The 24,642-nt window shown below is 70.3% G+C and carries 20 protein-coding genes and 2 pseudogenes; 11 read left to right on the top strand and 11 right to left on the bottom strand.

Annotation, left to right across the window (positions count from 1 at the left end):
* Positions 1-257 precede the first annotated feature (257 nt).
* A complete protein-coding gene (locus IEZ11_RS33970; RefSeq protein WP_229713521.1) occupies positions 258-2,132 on the bottom strand; it encodes an RICIN domain-containing protein in 1,875 nt (624 codons plus the stop codon).
* 414 nt (positions 2,133-2,546) lie between these two features.
* Here IEZ11_RS33970 and galU point away from each other — a divergent pair, with 414 nt between their 5' ends.
* A complete protein-coding gene (gene galU, locus IEZ11_RS33965) occupies positions 2,547-3,497 on the top strand; it encodes a UTP--glucose-1-phosphate uridylyltransferase GalU (protein WP_189266797.1) in 951 nt (316 codons plus the stop codon).
* Positions 3,498-3,564: 67 nt separating this feature from the next.
* Here the strand turns inward: galU and IEZ11_RS33960 are convergent, their stop codons facing one another.
* Positions 3,565-4,002: a DUF4442 domain-containing protein gene (locus IEZ11_RS33960; RefSeq protein ID WP_189266880.1), complete on the bottom strand. Its 438-nt coding sequence runs from the start codon at positions 4,000-4,002 to the stop codon at positions 3,565-3,567.
* A 141-nt stretch (positions 4,003-4,143) separates the two neighbouring features.
* Here IEZ11_RS33960 and IEZ11_RS33955 point away from each other — a divergent pair, with 141 nt between their 5' ends.
* Positions 4,144-5,139, top strand: coding sequence for a DUF8017 domain-containing protein (locus tag IEZ11_RS33955; RefSeq protein ID WP_189266796.1), 996 nt, complete (start codon positions 4,144-4,146; stop codon positions 5,137-5,139).
* A 367-nt stretch (positions 5,140-5,506) separates the two neighbouring features.
* Positions 5,507-6,835 (top strand): MFS transporter, encoded by a 1,329-nt coding sequence (locus IEZ11_RS33950; RefSeq protein ID WP_189266795.1) that lies wholly within the window; start codon positions 5,507-5,509, stop codon positions 6,833-6,835.
* On the opposite strand, the gene IEZ11_RS33945 is transcribed toward IEZ11_RS33950, so the two are convergent.
* Together IEZ11_RS33945 and tuf are read right to left on the bottom strand one after the other, a co-directional pair.
* Positions 6,797-7,642, bottom strand: coding sequence for a spermidine synthase (locus tag IEZ11_RS33945; protein WP_189266794.1), 846 nt, complete (start codon positions 7,640-7,642; stop codon positions 6,797-6,799). The genes IEZ11_RS33950 and IEZ11_RS33945 overlap by 39 nt on opposite strands.
* 172 nt (positions 7,643-7,814) lie before the next feature.
* Positions 7,815-8,984, bottom strand: a complete 1,170-nt coding sequence (gene tuf / locus IEZ11_RS33940; RefSeq protein WP_189266793.1) for an elongation factor Tu — start codon at positions 8,982-8,984, stop codon at positions 7,815-7,817.
* Between the two features lie 323 nt (positions 8,985-9,307).
* On the opposite strand from tuf, the gene IEZ11_RS33935 reads away from it, so the two are divergent.
* Complete coding sequence (locus IEZ11_RS33935; RefSeq protein ID WP_189266792.1) at positions 9,308-10,072, top strand: TVP38/TMEM64 family protein; 765 nt, start codon at positions 9,308-9,310, stop codon at positions 10,070-10,072.
* Between the two features lie 96 nt (positions 10,073-10,168).
* Here IEZ11_RS33935 and IEZ11_RS33930 read toward each other — a convergent pair whose 3' ends face one another.
* Positions 10,169-11,341, bottom strand: coding sequence for a thiolase family protein (locus IEZ11_RS33930; RefSeq protein WP_189266791.1), 1,173 nt, complete (start codon positions 11,339-11,341; stop codon positions 10,169-10,171).
* A 103-nt stretch (positions 11,342-11,444) separates the two neighbouring features.
* Between IEZ11_RS33930 and IEZ11_RS33925 the strand changes: the two genes are divergently transcribed.
* A complete protein-coding gene (locus IEZ11_RS33925) occupies positions 11,445-11,915 on the top strand; it encodes a winged helix-turn-helix transcriptional regulator (RefSeq protein WP_189266790.1) in 471 nt (156 codons plus the stop codon).
* Positions 11,916-11,984: 69 nt separating this feature from the next.
* On the opposite strand, the gene IEZ11_RS33920 is transcribed toward IEZ11_RS33925, so the two are convergent.
* Entirely contained in the window at positions 11,985-12,914 is a 930-nt protein-coding gene (locus IEZ11_RS33920; protein ID WP_189266789.1) for a DUF6807 domain-containing protein, read from the bottom strand.
* Positions 12,911-14,059: a Gfo/Idh/MocA family protein gene (locus IEZ11_RS33915; protein WP_189266788.1), complete on the bottom strand. Its 1,149-nt coding sequence runs from the start codon at positions 14,057-14,059 to the stop codon at positions 12,911-12,913. The genes IEZ11_RS33920 and IEZ11_RS33915 overlap by 4 nt, the downstream gene beginning before the upstream one ends.
* Positions 14,060-14,358: 299 nt before the next feature.
* Here IEZ11_RS33915 and IEZ11_RS33910 point away from each other — a divergent pair, with 299 nt between their 5' ends.
* From IEZ11_RS33910 to IEZ11_RS33900, 4 genes are all read left to right on the top strand, one after another.
* A complete protein-coding gene (locus tag IEZ11_RS33910; protein WP_189266787.1) occupies positions 14,359-15,234 on the top strand; it encodes an undecaprenyl-diphosphate phosphatase in 876 nt (291 codons plus the stop codon).
* 378 nt (positions 15,235-15,612) lie between these two features.
* Complete coding sequence (locus IEZ11_RS52060) at positions 15,613-15,747, top strand: hypothetical protein (protein ID WP_268239941.1); 135 nt, start codon at positions 15,613-15,615, stop codon at positions 15,745-15,747.
* A 440-nt stretch (positions 15,748-16,187) separates the two neighbouring features.
* Positions 16,188-17,441, top strand: a complete 1,254-nt coding sequence (locus tag IEZ11_RS33905) for an IS256 family transposase (protein WP_189266786.1) — start codon at positions 16,188-16,190, stop codon at positions 17,439-17,441.
* A 61-nt stretch (positions 17,442-17,502) separates the two neighbouring features.
* Entirely contained in the window at positions 17,503-18,525 is a 1,023-nt protein-coding gene (locus IEZ11_RS33900) for a hypothetical protein (RefSeq protein ID WP_189266785.1), read from the top strand.
* 308 nt (positions 18,526-18,833) lie between these two features.
* Here the strand turns inward: IEZ11_RS33900 and IEZ11_RS33895 are convergent, their stop codons facing one another.
* On the bottom strand, positions 18,834-19,370 hold the full coding sequence (locus tag IEZ11_RS33895) for a site-specific integrase (protein ID WP_189266784.1): 537 nt from the start codon (positions 19,368-19,370) through the stop codon (positions 18,834-18,836).
* A gap of 13 nt (positions 19,371-19,383) precedes the next feature.
* Here IEZ11_RS33895 and IEZ11_RS33890 point away from each other — a divergent pair.
* Together IEZ11_RS33890 and IEZ11_RS33885 are read left to right on the top strand one after the other, a co-directional pair.
* Positions 19,384-20,020 (top strand): annotated as a pseudogene (locus IEZ11_RS33890) (transposase); the annotation flags it as partial.
* A gap of 183 nt (positions 20,021-20,203) precedes the next feature.
* Positions 20,204-21,340 carry a Fic family protein gene (locus IEZ11_RS33885; protein ID WP_189266783.1) on the top strand — a complete coding sequence of 379 codons (1,137 nt, stop codon included), beginning with the start codon at positions 20,204-20,206 and terminating at the stop codon, positions 21,338-21,340.
* Between the two features lie 123 nt (positions 21,341-21,463).
* Here IEZ11_RS33885 and IEZ11_RS51285 read toward each other — a convergent pair.
* The 3 genes and pseudogenes from IEZ11_RS51285 to IEZ11_RS33875 all read right to left on the bottom strand — a co-directional run.
* Positions 21,464-21,756: pseudogene (locus IEZ11_RS51285) on the bottom strand (integrase core domain-containing protein); the annotation flags it as partial.
* Between the two features lie 193 nt (positions 21,757-21,949).
* Positions 21,950-23,323, bottom strand: coding sequence for an SNIPE associated domain-containing protein (locus tag IEZ11_RS33880; protein WP_189266782.1), 1,374 nt, complete (start codon positions 23,321-23,323; stop codon positions 21,950-21,952).
* 2 nt (positions 23,324-23,325) lie between these two features.
* A complete protein-coding gene (locus tag IEZ11_RS33875) occupies positions 23,326-24,606 on the bottom strand; it encodes a hypothetical protein (RefSeq protein ID WP_229713520.1) in 1,281 nt (426 codons plus the stop codon).
* Positions 24,607-24,642: the final 36 nt, after the last annotated feature.

Raw genomic sequence — 24,642 nt, 5'->3', positions numbered from 1 at the left:
CGTCTGTCCTGTCGAACGTCTCCGCGTGACGCGGGCCGCGGCGCGGGCAGAAGACCGACGCCATGTCGCGACCGGAATCCCCGCCGAGCCCCGTCACGGTGAGGTGTCGGTGTCGGACGACGGCGATCTACGGTGGTGCACGGCACGCGGCGTACCGCGTCCATCATGCCGAGGCCCGGTCGGTACAACAACCGCACCCCGAGGGCCGGTTCGCCCGGCACCCGGGGCAGGCGGCGAGGCGGGGCCCGGCGCGGACGTCAGCCGAGCAGCCCGGCCACTCCACCTACTCCGCCGACCGCGCCCACTCCGCCCACTGCGCCCACTGCGCCCACGACGTCCGGAACGGAGTTCAGGACGTTCGTCACGGTGGCAGGTGCCGGGGGCAGGATGCCGCCGACCGCCTCGGAGAGCGAGCTCACGGTCTCACGGGGTGCGGGCGGTGTGACGGCGCCGGGACGCCGAGGGGATCCGGCCTGCGCGACCCGCGTGCCGTACGGCTCCTGCGGCTCACCGGGGTCGCCCTGCGGAACCATCGGAAGCGATGGCGCGGGCGTCCCGGCCGACCCGCCCTGCTGCGGCGCGGGGGCCGCGGGCTGCGGAGTCACCGCGACTCCGCCCTCCCCCGACTCCAGCTCCCAGCGCTGCCCGGCCGACCCGCTGCGCCGGGCCACGACCACCCGGGTGCCGTCCGCGGCCAGCGCGAGGCCCTTGTCCCAGCGCAGCAGGAGTTCCCCGCGCACCGTCAGGTCGTACGACACCTCTCCCGCGTGCACCAGACAGCCGGCGACCACCACACTGTGCGCACCCGGGTCGGCGGCGACGCACAGGGTGGGGTCGAGCGCGCTGCGCAGCAGGCCGTCGTCCTGGTACGACCACTGCTGGGACCCGGCGTCCGAGCACGGGCCGAGCCGCAGTTCCGCGCCGACCCGCGGCCGGCCCCCGCGCACGTCGGCGCAGAGCCCGGCGTCGAGGGCGCGCAGCCGGCCGTGGGCGATCTCGACGGGTTCGCCCACGGAGGCCGGGGACGGGGAGCCCGAGGAGGGCGGGTTCGCCGTGGGGCCGGGCCGGGTGGTGGTGCCGCCCGGGGCTCCCCAGGTGGCGGCGCCGGGACGCGGGACGCCGTTGTCGTCGGTCCAGCCCTTGGCCACGAGCACGGTGGCGAGCAGCGCGAGGGAGACCAGGCCGGCACCGGCCAGCACGGCCTTGCGCCGCCCGCTCCCGGACACGATGCGGTGCCGTCCGCCGAGCGCCGCCGTGGCCGCCGGTTCGCCTCCGTCCGGCCAGGCCTCGACGACCGCGCCGCGGGCGGTCCGCGCGTCGAGGTAACGGCGGGCTCCCCAGCCGAGCACGGTCTCGGCGAGCAGCACCTCCAGGCCGGTGTCGAAATGGCTGAGCTGTTCGGCGGCGTGCCGGCAGTACCGGCACTCGGTGAGATGTCTTTGCACATCGGGGAGCAGAGAGCCGCCCCGGCGAATGGGAACGTCGAGGAGCCGGTTGTAGAAGCGGCATTCCTTCGAGGGTGCGAGTTCCCGATGGGTGCGTACCAATCCGATCCGGAATTGTTCGCGGGCCTGATCCAGTGCGGCCGTCGCGGTTGCCGTGTCGACACCCAGCAGACCAGCGGGTATGTTTATGGGTTCGGCTTCGACCTCGGTGTGCCAGAGGAGGCATTGCGAGGCTCCCGGAAGGGCCTGGAAAGCACGCTCCGCGAGTTGCCGCCTTTCGGGGGTGCCGGGTCTCGCGGCACCGAGTCCGCGACCGCCGGTGGTCTTGCGCAGTTCCGGTGCGACCACCGAAATGGCCTCGTCGGCGGCCCAGGCGCGGACCGTCTCCCGTACGGCCACGAGGAGCTGCGGACGCAGCGCCCCGCCCACCGCGCCGCCGGCCAGCCTGCCGAGGACCCGCTCGAAGGCGGCGCTGGCGACGAGCTGGGCGGTGGGCGTGGCGGCGGCCAGGCAGACGACGGCGTAGTCACAGGTGGCGTGCCAGTGTCGGGCGAGCAGCAGGGCGACGGCATGGTGTCTGGCCGCGGGGGCGCCGGTGAGCTGGGCGACGAGATCGCGGTCGGACTCCCCTGGGGCCGAACCGGGGCGAGGCGGGTACGGCGGGCGTGGGGGGTAGGGGGATTGCACTGAACCATTTCCTTCCGAGCCGCAGGGCGGCATGCGAATGGGCGCCCTGACGGAATGCGGTGCTGATTGGTGCGTACCTTTTCAGGTCCATAACGGCCGGCTTGGTGGCCGTACCGTTCTCCGGACCCTCCCGCGGGGTGGCTCACCTTTGCACACACGTCTCACAGGAAACAAGAAGTTGAGGTGACCCAAGTTCAAAGAGATGGGAATTCAGATAAGTTACCGGCGGTATCCACGCCCGGTCGGGATTCAGCGGCCGCACAGGTTCAACTTGTGTGCGCCAGGACCCCGATGGCACACGAAATCTTCAACTCCCGGACGGCCCCGGTCCCCCGTGGCGGAACGCGGAGTTCCACAGCCGCCTCCCATGCTTCTCCCGGCCCTCTCTCATCCCGGCGGGCGAGCATGGGCCGCATGATCGCCCCCCACTCCTCACCCGCCCCCACGTCCCCCCGGCCGGTGCGCAAGGCCGTCGTCCCGGCCGCCGGGCTCGGCACCCGGTTCCTGCCCGCCACCAAGGCGACCCCGAAGGAGATGCTGCCGGTCGTCGACAAGCCGGCCATCCAGTACGTCGTCGAGGAGGCCGCCAAGGCCGGGCTCGACGACATCCTCATGGTCACCGGCCGGCACAAGCGGGCCATCGAGGACCACTTCGACAACGCCTTCGAACTGGAGCAGGCGCTGGCCGCCAAGGGCGACACCGTGCGCCTGGACGCCGTACGCGATCCCGCGCGGCTCGCCGACATCCACCACATCCGCCAGGGCGACCCGCTCGGCCTCGGCCACGCGGTGCTGTGCGCCAGGCACCACGTGGGCGACCAGCCCTTCGCGGTGCTCCTCGGCGACGACCTGATCGACGCCCGCGAGACCCTGCTCAGCCAGATGCTCGACGTCCGCGACCGCCACCAGGGCAGTGTCGTCGCGCTGATGGAGGTCGACCCGTCACAGGTCCACCTCTACGGCTGCGCCGCCGTCGAACCGACCGGCGAGAGCGGCGTGGTCAGGGTGACCGGCCTGGTGGAGAAGCCGTCCCCGGAGCAGGCGCCCAGCAACTACGCGGTCATCGGCCGCTATGTCCTCGATCCCGAGGTGTTCGACGTCCTGGAGCGGACCGCGCCCGGCCGGGGCGGCGAGATCCAGCTGACGGACGCGCTGCAGGACCTGGCCGCGGCCGGCACGGTGCACGGCGTGGTCTTCGACGGACTGCGCTACGACACCGGCGACAAGGGCGACTACCTGCGCACGGTGGTCCGGCTCGCCTGCGAACGCCCGGACCTGGGACCGGAGTTCACGGCATGGCTCAAGGACTTCGTGGCGGGTCTGGAGGACGCCGGGGCCGGGCGCGAGGAGCGCCGCGCCGCCTGAGCGGCCCCGGTGAAGGACGGGGTGCGGGCCCGGCGGCCCGCACCCCGTCCGGCGTTCACGGAACCGCTCAGCCGTTGGGACGGAGGGTCCAGACGACCGTCATCTCGCCGGTGACCGCGCCGTCCTCGCGCGTGATGGCGACGGTGACCGGGAACTCGGGGCGCTTGCCCGCGTCGAGTTCGGCGACGACGTCGGCGGCCGGACGGCCCAGGACCGCGGTGGCCCTGACCGGGCCGAGGGCGACCTTCTTGTAGGCGATCTCGGCACTGACGGCCAGCGGTACGGCCCGGGAGAGCTGGTCGCCGAAGGCGGCGAGCACGATCGCGCCGCTCGCGGACTCGGCGAGGGTGAACATCGCGCCCGCGTGCGGGCCGCCGATGTGGTTGTGGAATTCGCCCTGGTCCGGCAGGGACAGCACGGCCCGCTCCGGAGTGGTCTCCAGGTACTCCAGGTTGAGGGTCCGCACCATCGGGACCGTGGCGGCGAGCATCTCGCCGATCGACATCTGGTCAGTGCTCATGACGGTCATGTTACTCACGAGTAGCCGAATCTGGCCAGACCAGCCGCCGTGATCGCCGCCATCGTGGCGGTCCCGACGGACACCGGTGACCGGATCATGTCCATGGCGGGACTAGGGTTACGAGCCATGTGGCCAGAACAGCAGCCGCCAGGGGGCGAGCAGTACCCGCAGAACAACCCGTATCAGCAACCGGGTTACCAGCAACCGAACCCGTACCAGCAGCCCGGCTACCAGCAGTACCCGCAGCAGGGCGGGTACGGGCAGCAGCCGCAGTGGGGCCCGGCCGGGCCCGCCGGCACCCCGCAGGGCGGGGGCGGGGGCGGCGACCGTACGAAGCTGGTCGCGATCATCGCGGCGACCGCCGTCGTGGTGGCGGCCGGGGTTACCGGGTTCCTGGTCCTCGGCGGCAAGAAGGACGACAAGGCGGACACCGGCAAGAACCAGCAGGCGACCCACTCGCCGGCCGCCTCCGCGTCCGCGTCGGCGTCCTCGGACGACAGCCCGCGCGGCGACGACTCGACCGAGAAGCCGACGGTCGCGGGCTGGAAGACCGTCGTGAACCCCAAGTGGGGCACGGCCTTCGACGTGCCGGCCGGCTGGGAGGTGCTGACCTCGGGGACGTCCGTCGGCTTCGAGGACTCGGACGGCAAGCCGATCATCACGATGTCGGCGCCCGCCCAGTACAAGTCGAAGTGGTGCACGAGCGACGACGACAAGGACGGCAGGACCGAGGACACCGCCCTGGCGGCAGTGGGCACCAAGGGCGAGAGCGGCGCGAAGACACCGGGCGACGCGGCCGTCCGGGAGGTCCCCTGGTGGGTGTACGGCGGCTACACACAGCCGGACAAGAAGACGATCACCTACGACAAGAAGTCCACCGCCTACACCACCGCGTCGGGCCTCAAGGGCGCCTACGCCTGGGCGCGTTCGACGAACAGCCCGCAGAAGGGCAAGTGCGCGGGCGACGGCAAGGCGATCACGTTCGGCTTCGAGAACTCGGCCGGCGACCTGGTCTCGTGGGACTTCTACGGCGCCAGGGGAGTGAGCGGCGAGGTCCCGACGGCGACGATCATGAAGATCCTCAGCACGGTCCGCCTGCACGGCACCCCGACCGGGAGCTGACGGCGGCGGGACAGCGGACGCCCCGGACTCAGGCACCCGCACACCGGATGCCGGGGAACGGGACGCCCGCGGACCGGATTCCCGGGTGCGAGGTGCCTGCGGACCGGATTCCCGGGCACGGAACGCCTGCGGACCGGATTCCCGAGCGCGAGGTGCCTGCGGACCGGATTCCCGGGCACGGGACGCCCGCGGACCGGATTCCCGAGCGCGAGGTGCCTGCGGACCGGATTCCCGAGCGCGAGGTGCCCGGGGGCAGGATTCCCGAGCGCGAGGTCCCCAGGGGGGATTCCCGGGCCTGCGGTGCCCCGGAACGGGATGCCCGGGAATCGGATTGGCAAGGCGGGCTCTTCGCGGGGATAGTCGGGCGGTGACCTCCACCTCCGGCTCCCCCGACTCCCCCGGCGCCGCCGGCACCCCGTCCCGCCTGCGCAGACCCGCCTGGGCGGGCCGCAACTACAGCCTGCTGACCGCGGCGACGATCGTGACGAGCCTGGGCGCCAACGGCTCCCTGATCGCCGCCGCGTTCGCCGTGCTGGACGCGGGCGGCGACGGCGGGGACGTCGGCCTGGTGGCCGCGGCCCGCACCTTCCCGCTGGTGCTGTTCCTGCTCGTCGGCGGCGCGGTGGCGGACCGTTTCCCCCGTCACCGGGTGATGGTCGCGGCCAACGCCCTCAACTTCCTCTCCCAGGGCGCCTTCGCCGTCCTCGTGCTCACCGGCGACCCCCGGCTGTGGCAGATGATGCTGCTCACCGCGCTGGGCGGCACCGGCCAGGCGTTCTTCGGCCCGGCGGCGGAGGGCATGCTGTTGTCCTCGGTGAGCGGCGACCAGGCGGGCCGCGCGTTCGCGGTGTTCCGGATGGCGATGCAGAGCGCCGCCCTCGGGGGCGCGGCTCTGGGCGGCGTGCTGGTGGCCGCGGTGGGTCCCGGCTGGGTGCTGGCGGTGGACTCGGCGGCGTTCGCGGTCGCCGGTGCGCTGCGCTCGTTCCTCGACGTCAGCCATATCCCGCCGCGCGCCCCGGGCGAGGGGATGCTGGCCGATCTCCGGGAGGGCTGGCGGGAGTTCGCGGGCCGCCCCTGGCTGTGGGGGATCGTCGTCCAGTTCTCGGTCGCGAACGCGGTGGTGGGCGCCGCCGACGCGGTCTACGGCCCGCTGGTGGCCCGCGACAGCCTGGGCGGACCCGGTCCATGGGGTCTGGCGCTGGCCGCGTTCGGCGCGGGCACGGTGGCCGGCGCCCTGCTGATGACCCGCTGGAAACCCCGCCGCCTGCTGTTCACCGGCACCCTGTGCATCTTCCCGCTGGCCCTGCCCTCGGCGGCGCTGGCGGTACCGGTCCCCGTGGCGGCCCTGTGCGCGGTGATGTTCGTGGCGGGTACGACGGTCGAGGTCTTCGGCGTCTCCTGGATGACCGCGCTGCACCAGGAGATCCCCGAGGAGAAGCTCTCCCGGGTCTCGGCCTACGACTGGTTCGGCTCCGTCTCCCTGCTGCCCCTGGCGACGGCGCTGGCGGGTCCCGCGGAGGACGCCTTCGGCCGGGGCCCGGCCCTGTGGGGCTGCGCGGGTGTGGTGGTCGCCGTCACGGCGGCGGTGCTGTTCGTGCCGGAGGTGCGCAACCTCACCCGCCGCACGGTCCCGGTCTCCGCCCGGCCGTCGCCGGCCTCACCCGATCCCGAACGTTCCGCCGGGGGGCTCGGGTGACGGTACGGCGGCCGGGTCCCCGACCGGCCGGGCCGCGCCGACGAACTCCCGCAGCGCCGACCCGTGTTCGACCCGCGCAGGGAAGGCGTCGGCGGCCGTACGACGGGCCAGCGCACCGGCGTCGATCGGCCGGTGCGAGGCGATGAGCACCGCGTTGCCGAACCGCCGCCCGCGCAGCACGCCGGGCTCGGCGATGAGCGCCAGCTCCTCGAAGACGACGGCGAACGTGGCGAGTTGGGAGCGCAGGAAGTCGAAGGGGGCGGAGTCCGCGAGGTTGGCCAGATAGATTCCGTCGCTCCTGAGCACCCGCTCGGCCTCCCGCGCGTAGCCCAGCGAGGTCAGGTGCGCGGGGATCCGGGACCCGCCGAAGACGTCCGCGATCATTACGTCCGCCGAGTCCGCGGGCGCCGCTTCCAGCCAGCCGCGCGCGTCGGCGGCGTGCAGGGTGATCCCGGTGCCGTCCGCCCACGGCAGGTGCTCGGTGACCAGCTCCAGCAGCTCCCGGTCGGCGTCCACGACGTCCTGCCGGGAACCGGGCCGGGTCGTCGCCACGTACCGGGGCAGCGTGCAGGCGCCCCCGCCGAGATGCAGCACGTCCAGGGGTGCGCCGGCCTCCGCCACGGCGTCCAGCACATGCCCCAGCCGCCGGGCGTACTCGAACTCGAGATGCGTCGGCTCGTCGAGATCCACATACGACTGCGGCGCCCCGTCGACGGTCAGCAACCAGGCCCGCTCGCGATCGACATCGGGCATCAGCTTGGCGGTCCCGTGCGCGGTGACCCGGACGACGGGTATGGCTTCGTTCACTCCCCCATTGTGCGTTGCGCAGGCCGACCGAGGCGCAGGGCCCGCACAGGGCCCATGGAGCGACGGTCACGACGGCGCCCCGAAAGGGGCGCGGGGAACTGCGCGACCGGCCCCCACCGGCCCGCAGTCCCCCACCCACCGCGACCTCACTCCACGGAGGTCACGGTCCCGCTCACTCCACGGAGGTCACGGTCCCGGCCCCCACGGTCCGGCCGCCCTCACGGATGGCGAACCCCAGCCCCGCCTCCAGCGGAACCTCCCGCCCCAGCCGCACGGTCATCTCCACCGTGTCCCCGGGCCGGGCCACCGCCACCTCACCGAGGTCGACGTCGCCGACCACGTCCGCGGTACGGATGTAGAACTGCGGCCGGTACCCCGTCGCGACCGGGGTCGTACGGCCCCCTTCACGCCCCGACAGCACGTACACCCGCGCCGAGAACCGCCACGCCGGCACCACGCTCCCCGGCGCCGCCACCACGTGCCCCCGCCGCACCGCGTCCCGGGGCACGCCCCGCAGCAGCAGCGCCACGTTGTCCCCGGCCTGCGCCTCGTCCATCGGCTTCCCGAAGGTCTCCAGCCCGGTGACGACGGTCTCGACGTCGGCGCCGAGCACCTCCACCCGGTCGCCGACCCGCACGGTCCCCCTCTCCACGGCCCCGGTCACGACCGTGCCGCGCCCGGTGATGGTGAGCACGTTCTCCACCGGCAGGAGGAACGGTGCGTCCAGGTACCGCTCCGGCATCGGCACGTACGTGTCCACCGCGTCCAGCAGCGCCTCGATCGACGCCGCCCACCGCGGGTCCCCCTCCAGGGCCTTGAGTCCGGAGACCCTCACGACGGGCACGGAGTCGCCCCCGTAGCCGTGCGCGCTGAGCAGTTCCCGCACCTCCAGCTCCACGAGCTCGACCAGTTCCTCGTCGGCCGAGTCCGCCTTGTTCAACGCCACCACGACGTGGTCGACGCCCACCTGCCGGGCGAGCAGCACGTGTTCGGCGGTCTGCGGCATGATCCCGTCGAGCGCGGAGACGACGAGGATCGCCCCGTCCAGCTGCGCGGCTCCGGTGACCATGTTCTTGACGTAGTCGGCATGGCCCGGCATGTCCACGTGGGCGTAGTGCCGGGTGTCGGTCTCGTACTCGACGTGCGCGATGTTGATGGTGATGCCGCGGGCGGCCTCCTCGGGGGCCCGGTCGATGCGGTCGAACGGCACGAAGGTGCCGGTGCCGCGCTCGGCGAGGACCTTGGTGATGGCGGCGGTCAGGGTGGTCTTGCCGTGGTCGACGTGGCCCATCGTGCCGATGTTGAGGTGCGGTTTGGTGCGGACGTATGCCGTCTTGGGCATGGCTGTACCTCGAAGCGTGTCCGAAGGAAGTGCGGGACCCCGGGAAACCGGCCGACCCTCCCCCTGCGGGGTCCGCCGGACTTTCCGGGGAGGGTCAGCTTCGGGCGCCGTCGGCAGCGGCCGTGAGAACGGGAACGGCAGCCTTCGGCGCGTCCGCGACTGCGGACGCTGCGACGAGGAAGGCGAACCGGAACATGACACAGATCATCGCCGACGCGTCGCCCCACGTCGAACGGTTTTCCGGTGGCCCGACACGGGCCGGATCCCCCCAAGGGGCCGCATCCATACGGCGATCACACATCCGCTTCGGTTAGTGTCGCCGAATGCTCGATGCCAACCGCTCTGGCACCGCCACGGCCTCTCCCCGGGTCGCCGCCACGGAGCTGACCGTCGCCGTGCCCGCTCCGACGAGCTTCGGCGCGCGCTGCACACGCGTGCTGCTGTCGCCGTGGTCCCGGCTGTCCCTGCTCGTCGCGCTGCTGGCGGCGGCCGCGGCGTCGGTCCTGCTCTTCGAGCCCCAGAAGCTGATGACACAGGGCTGGCCGCCACAGGTGGCCGGCACCACCGCGGTGGTGGTCTTCGCCGTGGCGTACGGCCTGATCACGGTGGCGTTCGTGCCCCGGCCGATCCTGAACCTGGCGGCCGGCGCGCTGTTCGGCTCGGCGCCGGGGATGGGCGCGGCCATGGCCGGCACCGTGCTCGGGGCGTGGCTCTCCTTCGCGCTCGGCCGGATGCTCGGCCAGGAGGCACTGCGCCCGCTGCTGCGCGGCCGGCTGCTGAAGGCGGCGGACAGCCAGTTCAGCAGGCACGGCTTCCGCTCGATGCTGGCGGTACGGCTGTTCCCCGGCGTCCCGTTCTGGGCCGCGAACTACGCGGCCGCCGTCTCCCGGATGCGCTGCACCCCGTTCCTGGTGGCCACGGCCCTCGGCTCGATCCCGAACGTGGCCGCCTACGTCGTGGCAGGCGCCCGCGCCTCGACCCCGACCTCCCCGGTCTTCCTGATCTCGGTGGCCGCGATCGTCGTCCCCGCGGTGGCCGGAGCGGTACTCGCCTGGCAGAAACGCCACCACCTACGCCCCCGGCGCTAGCGCCCCCGAAGGGGCGCGGGGAACCGCGCGACCAGCCCCCACGCTCCGGCAGCCGCGCGACCACACCACACGGCACCCCATGAGGCGCACAGCCCCCTACCGCACCGCCTCCAGAATCATCGCGTTGGCCAACCCACCGGCCTCGCACATGGTCTGAAGGCCGAAGCGAGCGCCGCGCTCCCGCATCGCATGCACCAGCGTCGTGGTCAGCCGGGTCCCGCTCGCCCCCAGCGGATGCCCGAGGGCGATCGCCCCGCCGTTCACGTTCACCCTGCCGAGGTCCGCCCCGGTCTCCTGCCGCCAGGCCAGCACCACGCTGGAGAACGCCTCGTTCACCTCGAACAGGTCGATGTCCCCGATGCCGAGCCCGGCCCGCCGCAGCACCTTCTCCGTCGCCGGTATCACGCCGGTCAGCATGAGCAGCGGGTCCGAGCCGGTCACGGCGAACGAGTGCAGCCGGGCCAGCGGCCGCAGCCCGAGCCGCGCCGCGGTCTCACCGGAGGTGACGAGCACCGCGGAGGCGCCGTCGTTGATCGGGCTCGCGTTGCCCGCCGTGACGTTCCACTCGATCTGCGGGAACCGCTCGGCGAACCCGGGGTCGTAGTAGGCGGGCTTGAGCCCGGCCAGGATCTCGGCGGTGGTCCCCGGCCGTACCGACTCGTCACGGCCGACACCGTCCAGCGGAGCCACCTGCGCGTCGAACCGCCCCGCCGCCCACGCGGCCGCCGCCTTCCGGTGCGAGGAGACCGCGAAGGCGTCCATCTCCTCCCGTCCGATGGACCACTTCGCGGCGATCAGCTCGGCGCTGATGCCCTGCGGCACCAGCCCCTCCGGGTAGCGCGCGGCGACTCCGGGACCGAAGGGGTCCTTGCCGGCCGGCACGTTGGACCACATCGGCACCCGGCTCATCGACTCGACGCCACAGGCGACGACGATGTCGTAGGCGCCGGACATGACCCCCTGCGCGGCGAAGTGCACGGCCTGCTGGGAGGAGCCGCACTGGCGGTCCACCGTGGTCGCCGGGACCGTCTCGGGGAAACCCGCGGACAGCACGGCGTACCGGGTGGTGTTCATGGCCTGCTCGCCGACCTGGTCGACGGTGCCGCCGATCACGTCGTCGATGAGGGCGGGGTCGACGCCGGAGCGTTCGACGAGGGTGCGCAGGGTGTGGGCGAGGAGCTCGACGGGGTGGACATGTGCCAGGGACCCGTTCGGCCTGCCCTTTCCGACGGGTGTGCGTACGGCTTCGACGATGACTGCGTCACGCATCACGGGGACCTCGATTGCCAGTCTCGACTACCAGTGAGTAGGAAAACCGAACTCACCATAACCCCGAGAGTTGGAAAATCCAACCCTCCACTAGACTGACCACATGGCCGCACCCAAGCACCCCCGCCCGTGTTCGGTCGCCGACACCCTGGCGCTCGTCGGCGAGAAGTACTCCCTGCTGGTCCTGCGGGAGGTGTGCCTGGGCAACGGCCGCTTCGACCAGCTGGTACGCAACATCGGCGCCCCGCGCGACATCCTGGCCACCCGGCTGCGCCGCCTCGTCGACGCCGGGATCCTCACCAAGCGCGTCTACAGCGAGCGGCCGCAGCGCTTCGAGTACCGGGCCACGCTGGCCGGCCTGGAACTGGAGCCGGTCCTGATGACCCTGATGGCCTGGGGCGACCGCCACCTCCATCCGGACGGCGACCGCCCCATGGTGATCGAGCACAGCTGCGGCAAGGACCTCGCCCCGGTCGTCACCTGCGCGGCCTGCGGCGACCCGGTACGCCACGAGGACCTGACGGCCCACCCGCAGGCACCGGGCTGGACCGTCACCGGCCCGCAAGCCACCTGAGCGGCCCACTCCCCCCGGCGGTGGGCGGCGAGCCGCCCGGCAGCCCCGCGGACGCGGCCTCCCCGTCGCTCACCAGGGATGCGCGTCCAGGTACTTGGCGATGTCCGAGCGTCCCCAGGCCCCGTCGGCGACGACGACCCGGTAGCGGCGCCGGAGGGTGTCGCCGGGAGGCAGTTCCAGCTCGTCGTGGAAGGCCCAGGAGGGGGCGATGCCGGCGAACGGGTCGTTGCGTACGAACCAGTGGGCGGGGTGCCCGCCGTTGCTGCCCGACTGGTCGTTCTCCGGGGCGTGTTCGAAGACGACCGTGGCATGGCCGTCGGTGCCGTCGTGCTCGCCGGACAAGGCCAGCCAGGACGACTGGGAGCCCATCAGCTCCGGACCCTCCCCGTCGGGGCCGATGATCCGGCCGTCCCGGAAGGCACGCGGACCGCGCCAGAACAGGCCGGTGTAGCCCGCCTGTTCGCGCCCGGCCGTGGTCGGACTGCCGAACAGCAGGGGCTCGGCACGGCAGTTGGTGATCTCGCTGGTCCAGGTGAGCGCCCAGGAACCCGCCTCGGGGTCCACGTCATGGACCTCGACGCGCCGCCGCTCCTGCGCCCACAGCGTCCCGTCGTACGGATGCCAGGTCAGCCGCTCCGCGACCACCAGGCGCCCGTCGGACGACGACAGTTCGTCGAAGCCGGTGTGCCGCATCGAGCCGACGCGTTCCGGGATGGCGAGGTAACCCTGGCCGTGGACATAGGAGTTGCCGCCCCACAGGTTCGCGCCCGACAGGTGCGAGGCGGTCAGGGAGAGACCCTTGTGCCAGCGGTGGTCGTTGGGCCGGTAGTCGGTGACCACGTCCCCGGCCAGGGTACGGATCGGGTGCAGGTAGGGCCTCGGGGCCTCCCAGTCCGCCTCGGGCCGGTAGACGTACGAGAAGAGCTGTACCCCGGTGACCGGCTCGGTCACGGTGATCCGGTCGCCATGGGTGTGCGTGATCCGCAGCTCGCCGCTCACGCGGACACCTCCTCGTGCTCGACCGGCGCCCAGCCCGGGGCTCCCCCGTGCAGGGCCGTGTAGTAAGGATCACCCGGACCGATCCCGCCCGCGCGGACGGTCGTGTCGGTGAACGCCGCCTTGTACAGCGCGGTGATCAGCTCCAGGCTGGTGCGCCCGTCCGCACCGCTGCCGCGCGGCCGCTCCCCGGCGCGCATGGCGGCGACCAGTTCGCGCAGCTGGGCCAGGTGCGAGCTGGGCACGTCCGGGCCGAAGTCACGCCAGGCCGCCGCCTCGTCGGCGGGGACGCCCGGGGCCGGGGTGATGCGCCAGTTCTCGTTGCCGTGACCGTACAGGTGGGTCAGCTCGACCGTCGCGCGCTCGCAGTCGATGCGGATGCGGCTGACCTCGTCGGGGCTGAGCACGCTGTTCACGACGGTGGCCAGGGCGCCGTTCGCGAACCGGACCAGGGCGGTGGAGACATCCTCGGTCTCCACGTCGTGCACCAGCCGGCCGGCCATCGCCCGCACCTCGCTCCACGGCCCGAGCAGGTCCAGGAGCAGATCCATCTGATGGATGCCGTGACCCATCGCCGGGCCGCCGCCCTCGGTCGCCCAGCGCCCCCGCCAGGGCACCGCGTAGTAAGCGGTGTCCCGGTACCAGGTGGTCTGGCAGTGGGCGACCAGCGGCCGTCCCAGCGCCCCCTCGGCGAGCAGCCGCCGCACATGGGTGGCCGCGGAGCCGAACCGGTGCTGGAAGACGATCGAGGCGTACGGCCCGCCGTCGGTGCCCTCCGCCGCCTCGACCGCGTCGAAGTCGGCGAGGCTCGGCACCGGCGGCTTCTCGCACCACACCCAGGCACCGGCCCGCAGCGCGGTCACCGTCTGGTCCCGGTGCAGGGTGGGCGGGGTGCAGACGGTGACCAGGTCCGGCCGCTGCTCGGCGAGCATCCGGTCCAGGTCGGTGTACGCGTGGGGAACCCCGGCCTCGGCGCACATCGCCTCGACGGCGGTGGCATCGATGTCGACGGCGGCGACGACCTCGGTCTCGCCCTCCGCGGCCAGCCGGGCGAGGGCGGGCAGATGGGAACCGCGCCCGATGGCGCCGGCGCCGACGACGGCGGCTCTGATGCGCCCTCCGGTGAAGGGGGCTGTGGAGCGGGGCATGGACGTGATCAGCACTCCTCGTGCGTGTACCGACGATGGGCGAAGTCCCGCCCGACGTGCGCCGCACACGCACCCCGATGTGCGGGAGCAAGCGCTTTCTCCAGCTGAAACGTAAGCGGCGGCACCTTGACCGGTCAACACCCCGTGGCCGACCGTCCACCTGCCGAACCCCCTGTGTCCCGGCTGTCACCCCGGCCCGATACGCTGCCGTGGCACGCGCATGATCACGTGCGCCCCTGTGAACACGCGTGTCCGCGCGACCTCCAGCCCCCTTCTCACCCCTGGGACGCCGTACCTTCATGTCTTGGTTTGAATCGCTGGTCCTCGGCCTCGTCCAGGGGCTGACCGAGTTCCTGCCCGTCTCCTCCAGCGCGCATCTGCGGCTGACCGCGGCCTTCTCCGGCTGGGAGGATCCGGGAGCCGCCTTCACGGCGATCACCCAGATCGGCACGGAGACCGCGGTGCTGATCTACTTCCGCAAGGACATCGGGCGGATCATCTCGGCCTGGTTCCGGTCGCTGTTCGACAAGGCGATGCGGCGGGACCACGACGCCCAGATGGGCTGGCTGGTGATCGTCGGCTCGATACCCATCGGGGTGCTGGGCGTGACGCTCAAGGACCAGATCGAGGGCCCGTTCCGGGATCTGCGCATCACCGCGACCATGCTCGTCGTCGTCGGCGTCGTCATCGGCATCGCCGACCGGCTCGCCGCCCGGGACGAGACCGGCGGCAAGCACCGCGCCCCCAAGCAGCGCAAGACGCTGGAGAACCTCGGGGTCAAGGACGGCCTGGTCTACGGCCTCTGCCAGGCCTGCGCCCTCATCCCCGGCGTCTCCCGCTCCGGTGCCACCATCAGCGGCGGCCTGTTCATGGGCTACAAGCGCGAGGCGGCCGCCCGCTACTCCTTCCTGCTCGCCGTCCCCGCCGTGCTGGCCTCCGGTGCCTTCGAGGTCAAGGACTCGGTGAGCGGGGGCGATGTGGCCTGGGGCCCGACCCTGTTCGCGACGGTGATCGCGTTCGCGTCCGGCTACGCGGTGATCTCGTGGTTCATGAAGTGGATCTCCAACAAGAGCTTCATGCCGTTCGTCTGGTACCGCATCGCCCTCGGCATCGTCATCATCGCCCTGGTCAGCGCCGATGTGATCAGTCCTCATGCTGCCGAATCGGCGACCTAGGCGCGTCGCCGGGGAGGCGGGAGAGCGGTGCCATCTAGCATTTCCCAGCGCCTGAATGCATCACCACGCCATGATCATCTCCCACTCGTCTCCCACCCGGGAGACGGGACGCACCCGCCTATGAGGCTGACGGAGATCTTGGATTCCGGCCCTGCCGCTGACGTGGCAGGGCCGGACTCGTCATGTGGCGATGGGTGAGTGGGCCGGCGAGATGGTCGGGCCGGATGCGTGGGAGACATGTCGGGACCTGATCCCGGCAGGGAGTGTGTTCGCGTTCCTGGCCGGGCACCGCGGTGCCGTGTCCCCGGCTGAGATGTTCGCGGGCATGTACCCCTCGGCGAACGGGCAGCCGGCTTGCCGCCGCAGATCCTGGCCTCGGTGATCACGCTGCAGGCGCTGCACGGGCTGCCGGCCTTCGAGACGGTCCAGGAACTGCGGTGCGGCCTGAGGTGGAAGGCCGCCTGCGCGCGGGGCCTTCACGCCATGGCCTTCGACCCGTCACTGCTCGCCTGATGTCGCCGTCGGCCGGCCCGTTCCGCCCGCCCGAACCGGGCGTTCGAGGCCGTGCGCGAGGTCTTGAAGGCCACCGGCGTCCTCAAGGGCAGGCACCGCCGGGCGCTGGACCCCACCGTGCTGGCCGATGCGATGCGGTTCGGCGACAGGCCGCCCCGCTTCTTGATGAGCGAGAAGGCCGCGGAGAAGTCGTGTTCCGCCAGGGCTCAGCGTAAGTCGTCTCGTTCGACGACTTCGCGGGCGGGCAGGCCGGGGGTGATGGCGTCCATGCACGTACTTCACTGCATGACCCTATTGAGCCCGGGAGGGCCGATGCTGAGCAATGCTCAAGACCTGTGGATCAGTCTCGGGAGGAACGCGGAGGGCATACCTTCCCGAATGATCCTGTGATGGTCACCGAGTAGGCCCGCGTTCGCAGCGCGGGTCGGGAAGGCACGCCCGTGCTCAGCGTAGTGAACGCCGAAGGTTCCACCGAGTCCGGCTCCCTGATCGACGAGATCGTGCGTGAAGGCGCCCAGCGGATGCTCGCCGCCGCCCTGGAGGCTGAAGTCAACCAGTACATAGCCGAGTTGGCGGCCGAGACGGACGGCGCCGGCCGCCGTCTGGTGGTCCGCAACGGATACCACCGGCCGCGGACCGTGGTCACCGCGGCCGGGGCGGTGGAGGTGAAGGCGCCGCGGGTGAACGACCGGCGGGTGGACGCAGCCACCGGAGGGCGCAAGCGGTTCTCCTCAAAGATCCTGCCGCCCTGGTGCCGCAAGTCGCCGAAGATCTCCGAGGTGCTGCCGCTGCTGTATCTGCACGGTCTGTCCACCGGCGACTTCGTCCCGGCGCTGGAGCCGTTCCTCGGCGGCGCGGCGGGCCTGTCCGCGGCGACCGTGACCCGGCTGACGAAGCAGTGGCAGGACGACCACGCCGCATTCCAGGACCGGGACCTGTCGGACCGCGACTATGTGTACGTGTGGGCCGACGGCGTGCACCCCAAGGTTCGGCTCGGGCAGGCGCACAGTTGCGTGCTGGTCCTGCTCGGCGTCCGGCTGGACGGCACCAAGGAACTGATCGCGCTGGCCGAGGGCCTGCGCGAGTCCACCGAGTCATGGGCCGACCTGCTGCGCGACTGCCGCAGGCGCGGCATGCGCGACCCCGGGTTGGTCGTCGGCGACGGCGCGATGGGCCTGTGGAAGGCCCTGGCCAAGGTGTTCCCCGCCGCCCGCCACCAGAGGTGCTGGGTCCACAAGGCCCGCAATGTCACGAACTGCCTTCCGAAGTCCGCACAGCCGGGCGCGACGAAGGCGATGCAGGAGATGTACAACGCCGAGGACCGTGCGCACGCCGAGAAGGCGATCGCGGCATTCGCGAAGACCTACGGCACGAAGTGGCCCGAGGCCGTCGCGAAGATCACCGACGATCAGGAGGAACTGCTGGCGTTCTACGACTTCCCCGCTGAGCACTGGATCCACCTGCGGACCACGAACCCCATCGAGTCGACCTCCTCCACGGTCAAACTCCGTACCAAGGTCACCCGCGGCGCCGGCAGCCCGGCAGCGGCCCTGGCGATGGTGTTCAAGCCGGTCGAGTCCGCCCAGGCCCGCTGGCGGGCAATCACCGGAGCCCACCTGGTGCCCCTGGTCCGTGCGGGCGCCCGTTTCGAGAACGGCCTCCTGGCCGAGCGCCCTGAGCCTGCGGTGGCATGACCGTCGAAGTGTCAGAAACTCGCTGGTCCAGCTGATTCCCCAACCGTGATACTTGATGTTCATGACGTGCGATGACCTCACCGGAGATGTCCCGGTCAACCCGGCGTTACGTCGAGTTCTGGCACGGGCAGACAGCCCGGAACTGTTGGAACTGCTGGCCAGCGGGATGTCGGGCGCGGATCTGACCACACTGCTGCTGGAGGTTTTCCGGCGCCGGGCGGACCGGCTCTCGCCGGCCGAGGTGATGCGGCGCTATCGCAGCGATCGGTTCGTGGCCCCAGCGCCGGTTGAGTTCGCCGCACTGCGCCGCGCCGAGGACACGTTGGTGTCGGCGTTGCCCGACGGCTTCGAGGTCCTTGTGCTCGCCCCGGTCGTGCCGCTGGCCGCGCATTCGGCCGTGGCGACCGTCGATCCACGCAAGGTGATCGCGACTGTTCGGGGCAGTGAGGTGGCCGCCGACCCGACGAACGCACTGGCGCTGGAGGCATCGCATCGGCGCTCCCTGGCCCTGGCCGCCGATCCGCGTTCGAACGCACCGGTCCGGCTGGCGGCCAGTCAGCGAGTGGCCCGCGCCCAGAGCTTCAACGGTCCGAAGAACCTCGCCCACTTCCAGCTCTTCGGCCTGGTGACCGCCGGCCGGGACACCGGCAACCAACTCTTCGAGCACCGGCACTTGGCCGAGCACCTGCGGTTCGCCGCCCGCGTCATGGCCGACGTCGGGGCACAGGACACACAGATCAGACTGACCTTTCTGGAGGACACGACTGGTCCGACCCTTGAGCAGATGCGCCACGAACTCGCCGTGCTGCCAGGAATACAGGTGTGCGAGGACCCCGACCGGACCACCGGACGCGGCTACTACACCGGCATCTGCTTCAAGATCCACACCAGCATCGCAGGCCACCGGCTGGAAATCGGCGATGGCGGCTTCGTTCAATGGAGCCAACTGCTCACCGGCAACCGCAAAGAACGCCTACTGATCAGCGGATTCGGCGTCGACCGCCTTGCCGAGGCCCTGACGTCGCAGCCGGAGCCTGACGAGTCCGCATCGCAGCAGACAAGTCGATCAACCCACAGGTCTTGACAATTACTCGCCGATGCTCAGCACTCCGAACGCGGACAGGGCCTGGAAAGGCATGACGAGGTCGTTCCCGACCCAGGAGGCCAGACCAGTATGCCGCCCCGAGCGAGGCGGAGAGGACGGCTTACGCCGTACTGCTGCACGGACCTGCTGCGCGCTCAGGCGGCGCCGACGCCGGTCAGTGGCTGCTGCTGCGCGACCGCACAGCCAAGCGCCTGTAACCGGCACACCAGCAGCAGCCGCAGAAAGTCGAGACCCTGCGACCTGGGCATTTGGCTTGATCACTAGAATCGCGGGCCGAATCTGCGCTCTTAGGGAAAATCGCAGGTCAGAGGGTTGGTCGTGAGATCGTCTACCTCACTTTTCTCACAGAATCTGTAGGTCATGCAGGAGTGCCGCGCGTCGTACAAGCGCACGCGCCTCATCTTGAGCTCGCTCATGAGCCCGTACGCGTGCTCACGCAGGTGCCGGGTGTTTCTCGGGATCCCGAGCTCGTTGACGACGACATACCCCGAGTCGGTGTAGCCCTCGCCCGCCGCAAGGCGCTCGCAAGCCTGTCGCGCGCGGAACTGCTTCAGCGCATCCAGGACCCACGCCGGCAACGGGAGCACGCGCTCCCCGGCCGCCGTCTTGGCGTCCTTCTCGACCACCTCGGAGTTCCCATTCATCGTCCGGATTCTGGTCATCTCCACGGTGGCCAGCTTCAGATCGAGATCCGCCCACCGCAGCCCCACCACTTCGGCCGGCCGCAGCCCCATCAGCGAGAGCAGGAGCGGCGCGTACAGCCGGTCCCGCTCCATTCCGGAGATGAACCGTTGGACCTCGGCCACGGTCCAGGGCTTGACCATGGGCCGCTCGCGCTTGCCGGTCGGGGACAGCGGGAGCGAGGCATTCTGGAAGGAGTTCCTGCGCTCACTGCGAGAGCGCGGCCTGTCCGGGGTCCGCCTGGTCGTGACCGACCAGCACGCTGGATGGATCGTCCGCACGGTGATGCTCGGCGCTGCCTGGCAGCGGTGCAGGGTTCATTTCCTGCGGAACATCTTCGGTGTGATCGACCGGGATTCCGATGAGATGGCCGCCGAGACGATCCGCACGATCTTCACCCAGCCCACCGCCGGCCTCGTGCGCACTCAGCTGGACACCGTCGCAGACATGCTCGGCACCCAGTTCCCCAAGTTCAAAGCCATGTTGATGGAGGCGAAGGAGGATCTGACCGCGTTCGCGGACTTCCCGCCCAGGCACTTGAAGAAGATCCGGTCGACGAACCCGCTGGAACCGGTGAACCGGGAGATCAAGCGCAGGATGGACGTCGTCCAGGTCTTGCCCCAACGACGACGCGCCGGTCCGGTTGGTCACCGCCGTGCTCTTCGAGATGCACGACGAATGGATCACCTTCCCCCGCCACCACCTCCCGGAAGGCAGCATGGGCGAGATCTACCGCGAGCTCCCCGAAAGCGCCCCGACACTACCCAGCACCCCGAACACTCGCGCCAGTTGATCCCCTACACCACGGCAAGGGACACGACCCGCACTCTCATCACGGCCCGGGCGGGGACGACGCGTGTGCTCCCGGTTCAGGCGGGTGCCGGCCGGCAGATTGGTCGTGCTGGAGCGTGAAGCCCGGCCGGGCACACGGACACAACCGTTTGACGTAATGATTGCGTCACTATATCGTCGGGTGATGCTCTTCCCCATGCCTGATCTCACCACGGACGACCGCCGGGTCCTCGATCAGATCGACCAGATGCGCGAGACATTGCGGCATGCCGTGCGGACCTCCGCCGCGAAGTGGACGGATGGCCTACGGAAGTTCCTCACCGCAGACGCGGTAGCAGCCTCGAATTCCATCGAGGGCTTCAAGGTGTCGACCGTGGACGTCGAGGACCTCATGGAAGGCGAGACCGAGGTCGACGTCTCGGAGGAGAACCGGGAGGAGACTCTCGCCTACCAGCGGATGATGACCTACATCCAGACCCTCCACGACGTCGAGGACTTCTCCTACAGCAAGGGCCTACTCAACAGTCTTCACTGGATGCTCCAAGGCCACCGGCACAGCATCCGCCGGCCGGCGGGCCAGTGGCGCAAGGGTCCCGTCTACGTCACCGACCCCCGCGATCCGAGCATCGCCGCCTACACCGCCCCTGACGCACCGCTCGTCGCCGGTCTGATGCAGGAACTCGTCGACTGGCTCAACGAGAGCGACGGCACACACGCCCTGGTGCGGGCCGCCATGGCCCACCTTCATCTGGTCTCCATCCACCCCTGGGCCGACGGCAACGGCCGTATGTCCCGCTCCCTGCAAACCCTCATGATCGCCAGAGAAGGAGTCCTCGCACCTGAATTCTCCTCCATCGAGAGCTGGCTGGGCCGACCGGGCAACACATGGGAGTACTACCGCGAGCTCAACGACCGGGGCAGCCACTACCAGCCCGACCAGGACGTTTCTGGCTGGATCAGATTCAACCTCACCGCCTACCACCAGCAGGCACAGACCGTCCAGGGCCGCCTCACCCGCTCGGGCCATGTCTGGACCTCCCTCGTCGGCTACGCCGACAGCCAGGGCCTCGATGAACGCACCGTCACCGCACTCCATGACGTCGCCATGGCCGGACGCGTGCGCCGTTCCCGCTACCAGCACGCCGAGGACCTCAGCCTCCAGCAGGCCCAACGCGACCTCCGAGACCTCACGGCCGGCGGCGTCCTCCAGCCCGTCGGCCGCACCCGGGCGCGCTACTACACCGCCGGCCCCCAGTTCCCCCAGGACGCCATCGACATCGCACGGACCCCCATGCCCCTGACACACCCCTACCGCACCTGACGGGGCACAGGAAGGCATCGAGTACCTCACCCGCCCGTCGCCGGAACCGGGGCGGCCGGCACACGGCACCGTCGCTCCGCCCCTGCACGCCCCCCACCACCAGCCCGCCCCCAACTGGCCCCCGGAGTAGTCCCAGCGGCGGGCGATGAGCTTGCGGTGCCAGGCCAGAAGCGTGCTGGGCGTGACCGGGAAGACTTCGGCCCAGCGGCGGCGCGAGATCAGCGAGGACAGGGTCACGAACCAGAGGCGGTCCGCAGACTCGTACCGTATTGGTCTTATAGCAGCTGGCGTCGTAGCACGGCGTTCTCGTGCCGCAGGACCAGCAGTTCCGCCTCCTTCGCGGTCTGGCACCGCAGCAGCACCGCTGGAACAGACAGAAGATGCCGAGTGACCTGGTACACGAGCGACACGATCACTTGAACATGGTCGCAGACCAACACTCGGGGCGTGGCGCTTTGACCAGCAGCGATGAATAACCGAGCCCCACAGCCACCTCCGTGGTAGCGCACAGCATCGCCGAGCTGCACCAGGGCAGCGGATGGGAGTGTGCCCGCACCGAGTCGAAGGACACCAATGTCGCTGGCGCTGTCCCTGACCCTTCGATCGCACTCAGCTCTGCTGCGGCCAACGGCTACGGCTCTGGAAGTACTCAAGAGCCGCGGGTTCCTCCGTGAATTCGAGCAGGCCGCCTACCTTGTCTGCCAATAGTGCTCGCACCTCGGATGGTGTGGCGAAGAAGAACTCGCGTCGCTCGTTGACAAAGTTGACGCGGCGCGCGGCGAACGCCTTGTGGAGTTCGGACTCCAGTGTCACGGCGTCCTCGGAGAAGAACATGGCGTGGACGTCGTACCGGAACGGCACTGAAGCGTCGCCGAGTTCCCGGACACGGTCCATCGGCTCGAGGCGGCGGGTCATGCCGATCTTGACGATGTTCGGGCCGAAAGCACCCAGGTTGGAGATGACGTATACGTAGCCGGCGCGGATGTTCGCGATGCGGTAGTCGTTGGCTGCGATGGCTTTTTCGATGTCAGCGAGGCGGAGCGAGAGCTCAGCGACAGCAGTGTCGTCGCCTTGGGCCCTCAGGGAGTCCAGGACGCTGATGTAGTGGGCTCGTTCCTTCTCGAGTCGCTCTTTCTCGGCGGCCAGCTCCTGTTCAGCCCGGCGCTGTTCGCGAAGGAGCTGGCGTTCCTGGCGGGCGCGTTCGCGCTCTTCTTGTGCCTTCATCTGAAAGTCTGCAGTGAGTTCGAGCTCGGTGATGCGCAGGGCGTGATACTCGGGGTTGATCCGCATCTCCATGATCACGCCCAGCTTCTCGATCGCGGTGACCGCCGACTCCAGGCGCTTCCGCGCGGCGCGCACGTTCCCCGATCGCAGCGAGCGCACGCAGTTGTCGGCCTCCGCGTTGTAGGCCCGCAGCATCAGTTTGGACAGGTCACCGACAAGCTTTCGCCCTCGGGCCAGGGATCCGTCGAAGGTGAACATGTCGGCAGCGAGGATCGCGCGGCCGCTCTTGATGACCTCGTCGATCTGCCCTTCGAGGCTGTGGATGCGCTCCTTGTAGGCTGCAGCGTTCTCCAGAGGGTGGTGGTAGCGATAGATGCCGACGTCCTGTAGTGCGCGCTGGTCGCTGAGATCGATCGCCTGGGCACCGCTGTGTGCGGTGGCGAGCTCGGCTTCAAGGGCGGCAATACGGGCCAGCAACGGCGCGGGGTCAACTCCGTTCACCGGCTGCGCAGTCGGAGGAGCAGCGGATGTCTGGTCCTGCCTGGACTGACGTGGTCCCGGCGTCGGGCCGGCGGGATCCTCGGCGGTCGGCACGGTGATGCACACATCGATGCTGTTGTCCGATGCGGACGCGTCGTCGGTGACGAACAGCTGCCAGCCGGGCGGTGGGGCCGGCCAGGCCGGGTCGGGTTTCCATCCCTGTGGAGGTGTCCAGCCCTCGGGCGGCGTGGGCCACCCTGGTGGCGGGTTGAATCGCATCGTCACTGCCCTCGAACCCGGATGCCACGGCTGGTGTCTGCCGCTAGCAGGTCGAAAGGCGACTTCGACAGCGCGGCACCAAGGTGCTGCAACGTGGCCTGCGGGACAACTCTGGCCAGGTCGAACCCGTTGAACGTCTCACGGTCCGCGGCAACGACAGCCAGAGGAACGGTAGCCGGGCGTCCCGTGGCCGGATCAATCGTGTTGACGCCGACCGTCAGGGCAATCGAGTGGATCTTTCCGGCACGGTCGGCCTCGAAGACCTCGTGGAGGCTGCGGACGGCGACCTGCCAGACCGCGTTCGCGTACCGCTCTTTCTGCTCGCGGACCGGCAGACTGCTTGACGCTATCTCGTCTTTCGTCTTCACGTACCGGTAGCCCTTGACGGAGGGCACAGTTGAGGGCTCTGGAACGCTGACCGTGAGCGTGAGTTCGCGAGCCTCGAGACGGAACGCATGGTCGTGCTCGACCGGGAAGACCTCGGGGTAGACCGAGTTGGACAGGACGATGCCGATGTACTCCTCGATCGCGGACTCCACATCGAAGGCAAGATCATTGATGAGCTTGGAGAGCTCGGCGTTGCGAGCAGACGCTTCTGCCTCGCGCTTTTCGTATTCCTGCCTGTACTTCTCCTCGGCGGCAGCCAGCTGGGCCACACGCTTGGCTTCCTTCCTCTCCCGCCGGGCCACTGCCTCGGTATAGCGCTGATGGAGAGCGTCCCTGGCACGCTCCCAGTCGCCATGCGCCTCCTCGAAGGCGGCCCTGGCTCTCTCGACAGCCTGCTGGTGCCGCTTCTTCCCGCCGAGCACAGCAGAGAGTCCGGTGGGTGCAGCCGGCTCCTGATACACCGGCTCAGGGCCATACTCCGGCTCCGCCACCACAGCCGCAGGAACATCCAGGCCACCAGGCTCGAACGGAGGATGGTCGACCTGCGGGATCTTCAGCGCTTCGAGATCGACGTAGTCGTCCACGTCCAGAGTCCAGGCGAGCAGCCCGTCGATGTCGGCAAGTTCGCTGGCCAGATCCGTATTCAGGGACTCGACCTCGGCCAGCCGGGACTCCACCAGGAGCCGCGCAGCCTCACGCTCGGCGGCCTTCTTCTCCGCAGCCGACGCTCTCGCCGCCGCCGCCTGTGCACGCTGATGTGCCTTCATGGCCCGTTCGGCTTGGCGGAGCGCTGCAACATGAGCACGATGCGTGGCAGCCTCCTGCTGTCGTCGACGCTTCTCCGCCTGCTGCGCCTGATAGTTCAGCTCCGCGAAGAAACCACGACGTCTGCCCATAACATCCCCCCAGAAGACCCGGTACCGAGAACTCCC

It is taken from the genome of Streptomyces fuscichromogenes (assembly GCF_014645815.1).
Lineage (GTDB): Bacteria > Actinomycetota > Actinomycetes > Streptomycetales > Streptomycetaceae > Streptomyces > Streptomyces fuscichromogenes.
The sequence above is the reverse complement of the archived record's forward strand: the minus strand, read 5'-3'. Positions and strand labels throughout refer to the sequence as shown.

Bases quoted from the DNA above. Each gene is read 5' to 3' on its own strand.
- galU (WP_189266797.1), top strand. From the start codon at position 2,547: ATGATCGCCCCCCACTCCTCACCCGCCCCCACGTCCCCCCGGCCGGTG.
- IEZ11_RS33960 (WP_189266880.1), bottom strand. From the start codon at position 4,002: ATGTCGATCGGCGAGATGCTCGCCGCCACGGTCCCGATGGTGCGGACC.
- IEZ11_RS33955 (WP_189266796.1), top strand. From the start codon at position 4,144: ATGTGGCCAGAACAGCAGCCGCCAGGGGGCGAGCAGTACCCGCAGAAC.
- tuf (WP_189266793.1), bottom strand. From the start codon at position 8,984: ATGCCCAAGACGGCATACGTCCGCACCAAACCGCACCTCAACATCGGC.
- IEZ11_RS33935 (WP_189266792.1), top strand. From the start codon at position 9,308: ATGCTCGATGCCAACCGCTCTGGCACCGCCACGGCCTCTCCCCGGGTC.
- IEZ11_RS33930 (WP_189266791.1), bottom strand. From the start codon at position 11,341: ATGCGTGACGCAGTCATCGTCGAAGCCGTACGCACACCCGTCGGAAAG.
- IEZ11_RS33925 (WP_189266790.1), top strand. From the start codon at position 11,445: ATGGCCGCACCCAAGCACCCCCGCCCGTGTTCGGTCGCCGACACCCTG.
- IEZ11_RS33915 (WP_189266788.1), bottom strand. From the start codon at position 14,059: ATGCCCCGCTCCACAGCCCCCTTCACCGGAGGGCGCATCAGAGCCGCC.
- IEZ11_RS33910 (WP_189266787.1), top strand. From the start codon at position 14,359: ATGTCTTGGTTTGAATCGCTGGTCCTCGGCCTCGTCCAGGGGCTGACC.
- IEZ11_RS33900 (WP_189266785.1), top strand. From the start codon at position 17,503: ATGACGTGCGATGACCTCACCGGAGATGTCCCGGTCAACCCGGCGTTA.
- IEZ11_RS33895 (WP_189266784.1), bottom strand. From the start codon at position 19,370: ATGGTCAAGCCCTGGACCGTGGCCGAGGTCCAACGGTTCATCTCCGGA.
- IEZ11_RS33885 (WP_189266783.1), top strand. From the start codon at position 20,204: ATGCTCTTCCCCATGCCTGATCTCACCACGGACGACCGCCGGGTCCTC.
- IEZ11_RS33880 (WP_189266782.1), bottom strand. From the start codon at position 23,323: ATGCGATTCAACCCGCCACCAGGGTGGCCCACGCCGCCCGAGGGCTGG.
- IEZ11_RS33875 (WP_229713520.1), bottom strand. From the start codon at position 24,606: ATGGGCAGACGTCGTGGTTTCTTCGCGGAGCTGAACTATCAGGCGCAG.